The following is a 12,650-nucleotide window of genomic DNA, read 5'->3' on the forward strand; positions in this document are numbered from 1 at the left end:
CATTTATATTTACAAAAAAAAGATAAAGTATGAACAATCTATGTTATGCAGAGAACAGCAATATACATGATTTTTCTCATACGATCATCAATAAATACTATACATATGAATAACTATAAAGCTCCTCAACATAGGTCAAACTCCGGCAGAGTGTGGGTAGGACTTATTATTATTATCATCGGTTTTTCCATGTTATCAAAAACACTTGGCTTTATATTCGATTTTCCTAACTGGCTATTCTCGTGGCCTATGTGGTTAATTGTTATCGGCTTGGTACTGGGAGCCCGAAATAACTTCAAAAAGCCCTCATCTTTTATATTGATTCTTATCGGTTGTTTCTTCCTAACAGAACGGATGTTCGATGTAAGTCTTGGTAGGTTTTTTTGGCCCGCTTTTATCATACTCCTTGGTTGTTGGCTAATTGCAGGCAGAAACAGGGGCCGCTTTTCCTCTCCCCCTCCCGTTGACCCCCAAAAGGGTCCTTACGGAGAACCATCAAAAGAAACAAGCCCTTTCTCGAATTACAGCCCACCACATCAATCTGATCTTGATTGGGATAGAAGGGTGAGCAGTGAAGCGGATATTTCAACAGAAGATGAAAATCAAGAAGGTTCGGCCCCGAAAGCCGAACCTGATGCATTTTATGAACAGGCTGAACAGTCATCGAGCAAAGTTAACGAAGATTATATCGACTCCGTTTCTATCTTCGGACAGGTAAAAAAGAATATTTATTCTAAGAATTTCAAAGGCGGAGACATCGTCAATATCATGGGAGGAGCCGATATTAATTTAATCCAAGCAGACATTCAACATCCTGTCATTTTGGAAGTCGTACAGATTTTCGGAGGTACAACCATTCTCGTTCCTGCTCACTGGAAAGTAAACCCGGAAATGACGGCTATTTTTGGAGGAGTGGAAGACAAGCGATTTATTAATAATGTAGCTGTAGATAATCGCAAGAATTTGATTATAAAAGGCACCTCAATTTTTGGCGGTATTACAATCAAAAGTATCTAATCATTATCATTTTAAGCATTTATCTAATGGCGTCAACCCCGCTCATCACGTCAAAGCAAAAGCTCATTGCAGTCAGCTGTGTATCCGTTTGGGTAGGTACGCTTATTATACAAACCGGCTTATTGCTTTGGTTTGATTTTAACGTTGAACTCACGCTCCTTGACAGTTTAATCAGCGCCACAACCATCGCAGCGGCGTGTTATATCATTGCTAATAATTTAAATTATTATCAGCCTCGCAAGGAACGTTATTTTTACATTATAATTTGGGGATTATGCTTGGCCGCGATCAGCCTAACCATCAATCGCTATGTGATGCAATATATTATAAGCGACAAATCTTATTTAGCGTTCCTTGATTTATCCCTTCCTATACGCTATTGCACCAATAGCTTGATAATCGCATGGGTAGCAATTATGCAGGTGCTTTGGAACACACTACATGATCAAAAGGAAAATGAACAGCGAAAAGCAGATGCTGAGAAACTGGCTCGCGAAGCGGAACTCTATAATCTCCGACAGCAGCTTCAACCGCATTTTCTTTTTAATAGTTTAAATTCCATCATTGCGCTTATTGGACGAAAACCCGAAGAGGCAAGAAACATGACTTTTCAATTATCTGACTTTTTGCGTGGAACTCTTCGAAAAGACGATCAACAACTTATTCCGCTGAAAGACGAGATTGAACATTTGAAACTCTATCTAGAAATAGAGAAAGTCCGCTTTGGCCATCGGCTAGATACGGATATACTTATGGAGGACTGCGAAGAATGCCTCTTACCTGCTATGATTTTACAGCCTCTCGTAGAAAATGCCATTAAATATGGTTTGTATGACACTACGGGCCAGGTAAAAATTGCCATTTGGGCAAAAAAAGATGAAAACCACTTATTGGTGGCCATTCAAAACCCTTTTGATAAAGAAAGCAGCAACCCCCATAAGGGTACTGGTTTTGGACTACGTGGTGTACAGCGGAGATTATTTTTATTGTTTGGACGCACAGATTTGTTGCAAACTCATCATACAGCGCATATCTTTACAAGCAATATAAAAATACCACAACAATGATTAAAGCTGTTTTGATAGACGATGAACCACTTGCGCGAAGCATAATAAGTGAATATTTAGCCGACTATAAGGAAGTACAAATCGTTGCAGAATGTAATGATGGGTTTGAAGGAGCAAAAGCGATTATGCAATATCAGCCAGACTTGGTTTTTTTGGATATCCAAATGCCAAAAATCAATGGTTTTGAAATGCTTGAGCTGATTGACCAGCAACCGCCTGTCATTTTTACAACAGCTTTTGATGAATACGCAATTAAAGCATTTGAAAAATATGCAATAGATTATCTGCTTAAACCAATCAGCAAGCCGCGTTTCGATCAGGCCATGAATAAATTTCTCCAGCAACGTAATTTAAAGAGCACAACTGAACAGGAGCAAACAAAAAAGATGCTAGAGACCATGAGCCCCTCCCCTTCTTTGGAACGCATTGTAGTAAAAACCGGCAGTAAAATCAACGTAATCAACACCGATAGTTTGATTTGTCTGGAAGCGGATGATGACTATGTACGCCTACATACCACAACAGGAGCCTATTTAAAGAATAAAACAATGGCTTTTTTCGAAAAAGAGCTCGATCCTAACATATTTGTAAGAATTCATCGTTCTTATATAGTACGCGTGGATAGCATTGTGCGACTTGAACCTTTTGAAAAGGAAAGCCACATCGCAATACTAAACAACAACATGAAGGTAAATGTAAGTAAATCAGGCTATTCAAGACTCAAACAGGTTTTAGACATTTAAAATATTTTCAAACTCACCATTAATGTTTCGATATTCGCTGATCGCTATTTTCTTTCTTTTTGTTTGTCATCTGTGCTCAGCCCAAGAAGAAAACAGCAGTAAAATAGTAAACAGATTCAAAAACTATTTCAACAAACATCAGGCTGACTCCATTTATCAACAGTGGAACCAGCACGCAAAGACGACCGTGTCGAAAGCCCAGCTCGACTCGCTGCTAATTAGGCAACTTTACCCACTAGGTACTATAGAAACTTCTTCATTTATAAAAAATGAGAATGACCTCGAGCATTTTAAACTCGTCTTTTCTAAAAAGACCTTGAAGCTCATTTTGCGGGTTGATTCTAATGAAAAAATAGAAACATTCCTTTTCCAACCCTTTGAGGAATCCGTCAATGAAAGAGATACAATACCATCTGTGAAAAAAGAAGATCCCATAGAGGATACAACAGGACATAGGCTAGCAGACGAATCAAAAACAATGGAAAGCACCATTGATAATTTAGTCGATTCACTTGCGCTTCAGTATACGAACGACCCCAGTACTTGTGGTCTAGCCATCGGTATTATTCATAATGGTAAAGCGGGTTACTATTATTACGGCGAAACCACACGAGGTAATAAAACACTCCCTGATCAGGAAACTTTATTTGAAATTGGATCCATCAGCAAAGCTTTTACTGCCACCCTTCTAGCAAATGCAACGTTGACAGATAGTATCCACCTAAATGATCCAATTGTTAAGTATCTCCCGGATAGTATCGCTCAAAACAAAGAACTCGAGAAGATCACCTTTCAAAATTTAGCGACCCATACATCCGGTTTACCACGCTTACCGGACAATATCGTTCCAAGCGAACCCTTAGACCCCTATAAAGATTACGATCGTAAAGCGTTATTTTCCTATCTTAAGAATTATAGCCAAATAAACAAACCCGATTCCGTTTATGAATACAGCAATCTTGGATACGGGATTATCGGAGACTTATTGGCTTATAAAAAGAATTCTTCGTACAATGAATTAATAGAAAAAACGATCTCTGACCCATTGGAATTAGAAAACACAACCGAATTTCCGAGTGGAGATAAATTACCGAAATTTATTCCGACTTATAATAATAAGGGAGAACTGACTCCGCATTGGCATTTTTTGGCTCTGAGCGGAGCGGGATCGTTAAAATCCACAATAAGGGATTTGCTTAAATTTGCCGAAAGCAACATAAACATCCCGAATACTGTACTAGGTAAAGCCATTGCGTTGACACATAAACCGTCTTGGCTGGTTTCGGAAACTCAGGATCTCGGCTTGTCATGGCATATTAATATTGAAAACTTTCAGGAAATTTTCTGGCAAAATGGGGGAACCTTTGGAAGCAGTAGCTTTTTAGCTTTCGTTCCAGGCAAGAAAGTTGCCGTTGTGGTACTTGCAAACGCGGCAAAATCGGTAGATAGTATAGGTTTTTCTATAATAAATAACCTTATCACGAATCGCTGATTTACCCGAAACATCAGCAAGAGAAACCTTAACGGGGAAAAAGACTAATTAATCAGTTATCTTATGCCCCTCAACTCTTTTCAAGAGGTTTTCAATAACTTTAGGGAAATATTGATGCTCCAACTGTTGTCCCTTAAATTTTACCATTTCTAAATTGTCATCTTTTTCTATTTTGAAACGCGCTTGATAAATGATCTCGCCCTCATCAAAGCGTTCGTTTACATAATGGATAGTGATACCCGACTCCTCCTCCTTATTTTCCAATACAGCCTTATGTACACGATCTCCATACATTCCCTTTCCACCGTAGGCAGGTAGTAGGGCAGGATGTATATTAATAATTTTATTCGGAAACGATTTAAGTAGATTTTCCGGAACTAACCATAAGAAACCGGCAAGAACAATTAAATCTATTTGCATCCGGTTTAACAACTCAACTATATTATCGGTATTATAGAACTCGTGACGGTCAAATACATGAGAGGGAACTTCAAAGTTATCGGCACGTTGTAATACGTAAGCTTCGGGATTATTAGTCAATATTAAAGAAACTTCCGCGTCGTGGCTATACTTAAAATGCTCCATGATCTTTTGAGCATTAGAGCCGGAGCCGGACGCGAAAATAGCTATGCGTTTTTTCATAAAGTATTTTGTTTTTATACGATGCGCTTTACCGATCAATCTCGCCGATTCTACTTATTGCGAAGGATCGCTAAATTTTATCTAAGTATTTTGCCGCAAAGTTAATTATTATACAGCATTTATTTAGTTTTTGGTCAACATCTCAGCGTAAAATTGGTTCAACCTTCTACGGGTTTCCACCATAATACTTATTTTTACCCTTCAAATTAGTATGTATTCGTATGGGTGCAATCAATAAGTCCAACATACACCATAAGCTTTTGAATGTAAACAGACGCTGTCATTGAATTTATTATAATATTATATATGAAAAGCAATATCCATTCCTGCACTGCTAACCTTATCGTAGCTTTCGTTTTCTGTTTCACAAGCGCCTGCGCTCAAAAAACCAACCAGGTTCCAAAAGAAATCCCTGAGTTCACCTTCTATACTGTTGATAAGGATGCTCCTTTCACCCGTAATAATCTTGCTTCCAACGGGAAAAACATCGTTATTCTCTTTTTCGATCCCGGCTGCAGCCATTGTCAGCAAGAAGTCTTGGCGCTTGGCAAAAACTATAATAGCATAAAGAATATCAATCTCTACATGGTGGCCATGCAGGAAAAAAATTTAATCAATGCTTTTATGTCCATGTACGGAGGGCAGCTACGAAATAAAAAAAACGTGACGCTCTTGCATGACAAAAATTATGAGTTTATTGGCAGATTTAAACCGACCCAATATCCCGCAACTTTTGTTTATGGGGGTGATAAAAAACTTAAAAAATATTGGGATGGCGAAAAAAAAACAGAGGAAATCATTAAGGCACTGAACTTATAACCCCGGGATGGCAGTCCCTTCGGAAGCACTCAGAAGAGAGTCGCAACTAATCAATATAAAATGCTAACTTTGCATTTTTTAAAGCATCAATAATGAGTCATCCCGTTAAAATCAAAAACGCATTAATTTCTGTTTACTATAAGGACAATTTGGAGCCTCTCGTTAAACTATTACATAGTTATGGAGTGCACTTTTACTCAACCGGAGGAACTGAAAAATTTATTCGTGACCTTAATATTCCGGTCACACCGGTAGAAGATTTAACCGGATACCCTTCCATCCTCGGAGGACGGGTAAAAACCTTGCACCCGAAGGTTTTTGGAGGTATCTTAAGCAGAAGGTCTCTAAAAGAAGATAAGGAGGCCCTTGAAACTTATGAAATTCCGGAGATCGATTTAGTAATTGTCGATTTATATCCATTTGAAGAAACTGTTGCATCAGGTGCAACAGAAGAGGAAATCATAGAAAAAATCGATATCGGTGGTATTTCTTTAATTCGCGCCGCCGCCAAAAATTATAATGACGTCGTTATCATATCTTCTAAAAACGACTATCGAGAACTAGCGGAGATATTAAAGGAAAACGAGGGTTACACTTCTTTAGCGCAACGGAAATCATTCGCTAAAAAAGCTTTCAATATATCTTCTCATTACGATACGGCAATTTTTAACTACTTCAATAGAGAAGAACCTTTAGAAGTGTTCAAATACAGTGAGCAGAAAAAGACAGTATTGCGCTATGGGGAGAACCCGCATCAAAAGGGAGCTTTTTATGGAGATCTCGATGCGCTGTTCAGGAAATTAAACGGAAAAGAACTGTCTTATAACAATTTAGTAGATATCGATGCAGCTGTTTCTTTGATAGACGAATTTGAAGAACCTACCTTTGCTATTTTAAAGCATACAAATGCTTGTGGCGTAGCCAGCAGAAACAATATACTAGCTGCCTGGAAAGATGCTTTAGCGTGTGATCCTATTTCCGCTTTCGGTGGCGTACTGATTTGCAACCGCCCGATCGAACAGGACGCAGCGGAAGAAATCAATAAATTATTTTTCGAAGTGCTGATAGCGCCTTCGTTCACGGAAGAAGCACTTCGGATATTAGTGAGCCGAAAAAATCGGATTCTACTTCAAAGAAATGATATTGATTTGCCTAAAAATCAATTTAAGAGTCTTTTAAATGGCATCATCGAGCAAGACAAGGACCTGGTTATTGAAAACAAAGAAGGGATGACAACAGTAACGGACCGCGCGCCTTCCGAAGAAGATTACGCAAACTTGTTTTTCGCCAATAAAATCGTAAAGCATACCAAATCGAATACCATCGTATTCGCAAAAAACAACCAACTCTTGGCTAGCGGGGTTGGTCAGACGTCTCGCGTAGATGCATTAAAGCAGGCTATTGACAAGGCTAAATCATTTGGTTTTGATTTACATGGAGCGGCTATGGCCTCCGACGCCTTTTTCCCTTTCCCCGATTGTGTGGAAATAGCCGCAGAGGCAGGTATTGCAACTGTACTTCAACCGGGTGGATCGATCAAGGACAAGGACTCTATTGACATGGCTAATAAAAAAGGGATATCAATGGTGACAACCGGTATCCGACACTTTAAACATTAAAGCATTAATGCTTCAACAATAAAAAGACTAGCACCTAACAACTGCTAGTCTTTTTTATAAGCGCCTCAGAAATACCACTTTACTTAAATCCGTCTGGTAGATAGTATTTATGAACTGCGCAAATGTAGCGTATTTTTCAGGCGCAAACAGCCCCTCCCTGAGTATTAACTGCCTGTAGAATACCAAATTGTTTCCCTTTAAGTATAGCTTCATTGAAAACGAACCAAATTCCGTATCAAGCTGCACATCAGTTGGCTTTAGATCAATAACATAACTTTCAGGCAAGGCAAAGACCAACGAATCGACATCTCTATACCCACGATTTATAAAAAACGGCATCTTTCGTTCATGAGTTATCGGAATGGACGACTTACGGTTAAAAACATTTGGAATTAAGTAGATTCTCGTCCCACTTTTAGGGGCATACTTTTGGATTACAATGCTTAACTGTTCGATTAGCTGCGGACTAAGCCTGTTGTCTTCTTTATAGTTTATATCTTTAAAAGTGATATTATCCACCGCATACAGTTCTTTTAGCCTTTTATCCTGCTCCTGCAACGGAAGTCCTAACATAGCTAGTTGGTTATCGAACTGATTACCATAGAAAGAGGTGGACAATAAGCCGTCGATATCTCCCTCTTCACTTAAACGAAACTGCCCATGCCTCTTTTGTAAACTTTCCTCTGTAGACACCTTTGGTGTACGCATTAGTTTCCCACCTTTCTCGGTGCAAGCGAAAACGATCCTATCGTCTGTAAAACTGCCGAGAAAACCAAAGGGCGTTTTTTGGCTTGTACATTCCAACCATATTGTGTCCTTTTTTAGAGGCACTGCTAATATCACATGATTCCCTTGGTCAATGCTGGCAAAGTTTTCATCCATATCGTGTTTTATATCGCCAGCGTTAACAACACAATAGTAAGATGGTATATTAACAATGGATAAAAGAGATTGCATATAGTTGACCAGTGCCTTACAATCGCCATACCCCAACTGCTCCACCTGGCTGGCTGCCATAGGCTGAAATCCTCCTATTCCGATTTGAACACTTACATACCTCATTTTTTCTTGAAGATACCTATATAAAACCCTCACTTTGTCAATATCATCATGAATATTCATTGTTAAAGTGTGAACTTTTCCGACCATTTGCGGAGTTGGTTTTTGTCGTTCAGCTAACAAATTGGTAAAAACCCATCCACCTAACTCTTCCCAATTACTATACGCACCCTTCTTGCCATAATAATAAAACTGTTCAGCCGCAACCTTCACTCGTATTTGGTACTTTTCTTTCGGTGGTGAGAGAGGCTCATTTTTACTTGCCGGAATACCCCGAACTGTCCATGTATAGATTCTTTGCTTATCATTCTTCTCTTCCAGTTTCTGCCCTTCAAAATTGATTTCCTTTATATTGATTCCGTCCGATAACCCACAACGTAACGTATAACTGCTCTGCTCAATGGATAAGTCCCGGGAAGGTTTAGGAACCCAATCGGGAATAACAAGGTTTTGTTTTAATTTCAGTTCATACTCATAACTTACTGTAAAAGGATACTGCATTGCATTTGGAAGAAAATGTTTAACACGATTATCTTCAAACAAGGAAAAATGACTAACCGCACTCTCGTCTATGAAATCTTTTACGCTTATTTTTTTTATTACTTCACCGCTATGATCCTGAAGTATGCCGCTAATCGATTTAATCTGGGTGCTTTTATCGTATAGTATTGCTAGCCTCGCATGTTCCAAACCAGCCCTGTTGAGGATTGTCAGTACTTGCTTAACATGTAAAATAACATCATCGGATGATCGTATATTGACCGTCCATTGTTGATCCCTTACAACGGCATTTGCCCGCTCCGTCAACTTTTGGGGGATCTCATCCACAGGGAAACGGTCTTGCGCAATGCTTTGTACAACTGAAAATAAAAACAGTATGCACGCATAGTATCTGTTTAACATAAACAAGGTTTCTTAAAGATCTTCTTATTAAATACGCTTTTTTAGAACGATATCCGTCTTTTCCAGTTGAATAATTCGACTAAAAAACTCCTTTAAACTCAAATATTCATCAGGTGCGAAAATCATTTTGTTGAATCGCAGCAGTTGCTCACAACGCAAACGATTATTTTCCAACTTTATGCGGTTAAAAAACTGCCCTCCTCTTTCAGCGAGCACTATATTGACATCCGCGGGCTTTGAGACTAAATCATAAACTGTAGGTAAGGCGATATCCAATTCATAACTCTCTTCTGATAAATTTCCAAAATCCACGGGATAAGTCCTTTCGGAAAGAGTGAACGGATTTTTGCTTATCTTATTCAAAATGAACGGATTGAAATAAGCGTTTTCGGATGGCAAGCTATCAAACAATTTAATAGTTACCTGATAATTTTCTATCAGTCCAACATCCGTGGAATCAATACCTGCTACGTTAGCTTCGACGATTTCCATTCCTACACTTTCTTCCTTTTTCTTCTCAATAAACTGATCAATATTTGGATAACTAGCGATCTCTTTTCTTTTAAGATAGGCCGCGTAATTAAAACTCGCTACTTTTATTTTGCCTCTCAAAATCCCATCATCCGATAGCTCGCCGGTTAGTACATAATTCGTATGACGTTTCATATTGGACTTAATATCAATCCAGTATGAGGGTTTGTCCAATGGCAACACTCGTCCTTGATCGTTTAGGCAGCGCAACGGCAGCATACCAAAAGGTAAAAAAGGATCAGACGCATCTAATAAATAACTTTCTCCGTCGACATTTAATTGGCTAATAACATAATTGAATTCCGAAATAACCGGGTTAAGCTTATTTACTATTCCATGCTCTCTGGTCGAAAGGATAACTGCATTGGCATCCAGTCCGGCAGCCGACAGAGCGGCAACCAGTGCAAGATTTATATCAGCTATGTTTCCCTCATGTCGTTCTAAAGCCCTTTTTATTCCAAGTTCACTGAAAACGCCATAATAGGCATTCCATTTAATTTGATTTTTTATGTAGGTATAAATAGCCTTCGCTTTTGCAAGATCATTTATGTCAGCGGATATTATATTCGCCAACAGTTTTTCGAATATTGCTTCTTGTTTTATCTGCCCTCCCAAGCTTCTATCAGTCAACAGCTCCCTATCCACATTTTTCCATTCCTTTGTATAATGATGTTTAGAACCATTTCGTAAATAAACAGTAGCCAGTTCAAAATAAATGGCCGATTTAAAATTAGACGCTGCCGTCATATAGTCTTCTTCGATAAAAGCCGGAATATTCTCCATGATATAGACCATCCGCGAACAGTCAATCGGCCAACCGGGCAAGCGGAATCCCTCCCGAAGTATGGAAGACTTTTGCTCTTTCAATTTATACGGCCCTCTCATGATAACATTATATGTATATGTGGCAGGTATAATCGCTTCAAATTCACTTCTGATTTTAGGAATGTCTGCCTGAAATCGCCAGGTTCTAAAGTTATATATCAAAGGAGAAATGATCCGATAACTGTATTCAATAATGCTACCGTCTTGAATATCGGGCATGCTAAACTTCGTTAATTTGACATATTTGCTTAACTCTTCTTGATACGTATTTTTAGTATTCAACCAAGTTTCTGTTTTTCTACCATCGCGAAAATTATAGGTTACCGCTTTAAGATCTTCCAGATATTCTGCTTTATCGTCGCTTATACGCAAGGGAATCTGGATATTTGCCTGACTAGGATCATCTTTATTAAATATTTTTAACCTTACATGGTGCGTGAAAGCGATATTCAACTCACCGCGCTGATCATCAAAAACAAACATCGCTGTTCCATATTCGTTAAGAACAACAGCATTTGAGATACTATCCAGTTGATAGCTCTTTACGGCTCTTTCTGTATCGCTTATCAGTCCAAAAGAAAAATCCTCTGCTGTTCCCGAAAAAAACTGAAACAAAAGGCAGATCGATAAAAAAAATCTGGTCATGAAATAGGGTTTAGATCGTTAATGAAGTAAATATAGTAAAATAACAAAAAAGTTGTAGAAGCTTACAATAACCCATTACTGAATATTCCCGAATTGTTCGTTTGCTAACCCTCAATAGAGCTTTCCGAACCGTTGTTTTTTTTTCTCGCTATTGTAGCATATCGGGTTCATATTGTGATATTTTTGTTTTAATTTTGCGGACTATATTCAAGAAACATTTAAAAGATTAGCGAATGGGGCTATTTAACTGGTTTACTCAAGAAGTTGCCATAGATTTAGGTACGGCAAATACCCTAATAATACATAATGACAAGGTGGTAGTAGATGAGCCCAGTATTGTGGCTTTCGATCGCACCACGAACAAGGTGATTGCTATCGGTAGGCAAGCCATGCAAATGGAGGGTAAGACCCACGACAATATACGGACAGTAAGACCATTAAAAGACGGTGTAATAGCCGATTTCAATGCTGCTGAATATATGATCAGAGGCATGATAAAAATGATCAACAACGGTAAAGGTTGGTTTTTCCCATCCTTAAGAATGGTGATCTGTATCCCTTCGGGCATTACCGAAGTAGAGAAACGAGCAGTAAGGGATTCAGCCGAGATTGCCGGAGCTAAAGAGGTATATTTAATTCACGAACCTATGGCTGCCGCAGTCGGAATTGGCATCGATGTAGAGGAGCCGATGGGCAATATGATTATTGATATTGGTGGTGGTACAACAGAAATTGCCGTCATAGCTCTTTCAGGGATCGTATGCGATCAATCTATTCGGGTTGCCGGTGATAACTTCGATTCAGATATTGTACAGTATATTCGCAGACAGCATAATATCATGATCGGAGAACGAACTGCCGAAAAGATCAAAATAGAAGTCGGAGCCGCGCTTCCGGAATTACAAGACCCACCTCCTGATTTTGCCGTTCAAGGTCGCGATTTAATGACCGGAGTCCCCAAGCAGATAACCGTGTCCTATACAGAAATTGCCCATTGCTTAGACAAGTCTATTTCTAAAATTGAAGAGGCTATTTTAAAGGCCTTAGAGATTACACCACCGGAATTGTCTGCCGACATTTACCAAACCGGCATTTATTTAACAGGGGGCGGCGCCTTACTCCGAGGTTTGGATAAGCGCGTTCAGGCCAAAACCAAATTACCTGTCCATGTAGCAGAAGATCCACTAAGAGCTGTAGTACGCGGCACGGGCATCGCGCTTAAAAACATCGGCGGTTATAAATTTTTAATGCAATAATAGCATCGATCATCTATGGCGTACATTCATTT

The 12,650-nt window shown here is 39.0% G+C and carries 10 protein-coding genes; 7 read left to right on the forward strand and 3 right to left on the reverse strand.

Annotated features, from left to right (window positions below):
- The first annotated feature begins 105 nt into the window (after positions 1-105).
- The 4 genes from M1D52_RS19175 to M1D52_RS19190 are packed head-to-tail and all read left to right on the forward strand — an operon-like array spanning position 106 to position 4,319.
- Complete coding sequence (locus tag M1D52_RS19175; protein WP_165447018.1) at positions 106-1,017, forward strand: LiaF transmembrane domain-containing protein; 912 nt, start codon at positions 106-108, stop codon at positions 1,015-1,017.
- A 26-nt stretch (positions 1,018-1,043) separates the two neighbouring features.
- Positions 1,044-2,084, forward strand: coding sequence for a sensor histidine kinase (locus M1D52_RS19180; RefSeq protein ID WP_130856880.1), 1,041 nt, complete (start codon positions 1,044-1,046; stop codon positions 2,082-2,084).
- Entirely contained in the window at positions 2,081-2,827 is a 747-nt protein-coding gene (locus M1D52_RS19185; RefSeq protein WP_013665661.1) for a LytR/AlgR family response regulator transcription factor, read from the forward strand. The genes M1D52_RS19180 and M1D52_RS19185 overlap by 4 nt, the downstream gene beginning before the upstream one ends.
- Before the next feature lie 22 nt (positions 2,828-2,849).
- On the forward strand, positions 2,850-4,319 hold the full coding sequence (locus tag M1D52_RS19190) for a serine hydrolase domain-containing protein (RefSeq protein ID WP_437393265.1): 1,470 nt from the start codon (positions 2,850-2,852) through the stop codon (positions 4,317-4,319).
- A 48-nt stretch (positions 4,320-4,367) separates the two neighbouring features.
- On the opposite strand, the gene purN is transcribed toward M1D52_RS19190, so the two are convergent.
- Positions 4,368-4,961 (reverse strand): phosphoribosylglycinamide formyltransferase, encoded by a 594-nt coding sequence (gene purN, locus M1D52_RS19195; protein ID WP_130856878.1) that lies wholly within the window; start codon positions 4,959-4,961, stop codon positions 4,368-4,370.
- A 306-nt stretch (positions 4,962-5,267) separates the two neighbouring features.
- On the opposite strand from purN, the gene M1D52_RS19200 reads away from it, so the two are divergent.
- Both M1D52_RS19200 and purH read left to right on the forward strand, forming a co-directional pair.
- Positions 5,268-5,780, forward strand: coding sequence for a peroxiredoxin family protein (locus M1D52_RS19200; protein WP_437393264.1), 513 nt, complete (start codon positions 5,268-5,270; stop codon positions 5,778-5,780).
- A gap of 92 nt (positions 5,781-5,872) precedes the next feature.
- A complete protein-coding gene (purH, locus tag M1D52_RS19205; protein ID WP_437393263.1) occupies positions 5,873-7,399 on the forward strand; it encodes a bifunctional phosphoribosylaminoimidazolecarboxamide formyltransferase/IMP cyclohydrolase in 1,527 nt (508 codons plus the stop codon).
- A 54-nt stretch (positions 7,400-7,453) separates the two neighbouring features.
- Here the strand turns inward: purH and M1D52_RS19210 are convergent, their stop codons facing one another.
- Positions 7,454-9,361 (reverse strand): DUF3857 domain-containing protein, encoded by a 1,908-nt coding sequence (locus M1D52_RS19210; RefSeq protein ID WP_437393262.1) that lies wholly within the window; start codon positions 9,359-9,361, stop codon positions 7,454-7,456.
- Positions 9,362-9,388: 27 nt separating this feature from the next.
- On the reverse strand, positions 9,389-11,362 hold the full coding sequence (locus tag M1D52_RS19215; protein WP_437364128.1) for a DUF3857 domain-containing protein: 1,974 nt from the start codon (positions 11,360-11,362) through the stop codon (positions 9,389-9,391).
- A gap of 233 nt (positions 11,363-11,595) precedes the next feature.
- On the opposite strand from M1D52_RS19215, the gene M1D52_RS19220 reads away from it, so the two are divergent.
- Positions 11,596-12,618: a rod shape-determining protein gene (locus M1D52_RS19220; protein ID WP_013665654.1), complete on the forward strand. Its 1,023-nt coding sequence runs from the start codon at positions 11,596-11,598 to the stop codon at positions 12,616-12,618.
- The last annotated feature ends 32 nt before the right edge of the window (positions 12,619-12,650 follow it).

The sequence above is a fragment of the Olivibacter sp. SA151 genome, assembly GCF_054130995.1.

What these genes read in the sequence shown, in the direction of transcription:
- M1D52_RS19175 (WP_165447018.1), top strand. Translation starts at nt 106, where the DNA reads ATGAATAACTATAAAGCTCCTCAACATAGGTCAAACTCCGGCAGAGTG.
- M1D52_RS19180 (WP_130856880.1), top strand. Translation starts at nt 1,044, where the DNA reads ATGGCGTCAACCCCGCTCATCACGTCAAAGCAAAAGCTCATTGCAGTC.
- M1D52_RS19185 (WP_013665661.1), top strand. Translation starts at nt 2,081, where the DNA reads ATGATTAAAGCTGTTTTGATAGACGATGAACCACTTGCGCGAAGCATA.
- M1D52_RS19190 (WP_437393265.1), top strand. Translation starts at nt 2,850, where the DNA reads ATGTTTCGATATTCGCTGATCGCTATTTTCTTTCTTTTTGTTTGTCAT.
- purN (WP_130856878.1), bottom strand. Translation starts at nt 4,961, where the DNA reads ATGAAAAAACGCATAGCTATTTTCGCGTCCGGCTCCGGCTCTAATGCT.
- M1D52_RS19200 (WP_437393264.1), top strand. Translation starts at nt 5,268, where the DNA reads ATGAAAAGCAATATCCATTCCTGCACTGCTAACCTTATCGTAGCTTTC.
- purH (WP_437393263.1), top strand. Translation starts at nt 5,873, where the DNA reads ATGAGTCATCCCGTTAAAATCAAAAACGCATTAATTTCTGTTTACTAT.
- M1D52_RS19210 (WP_437393262.1), bottom strand. Translation starts at nt 9,361, where the DNA reads ATGTTAAACAGATACTATGCGTGCATACTGTTTTTATTTTCAGTTGTA.
- M1D52_RS19215 (WP_437364128.1), bottom strand. Translation starts at nt 11,362, where the DNA reads ATGACCAGATTTTTTTTATCGATCTGCCTTTTGTTTCAGTTTTTTTCG.
- M1D52_RS19220 (WP_013665654.1), top strand. Translation starts at nt 11,596, where the DNA reads ATGGGGCTATTTAACTGGTTTACTCAAGAAGTTGCCATAGATTTAGGT.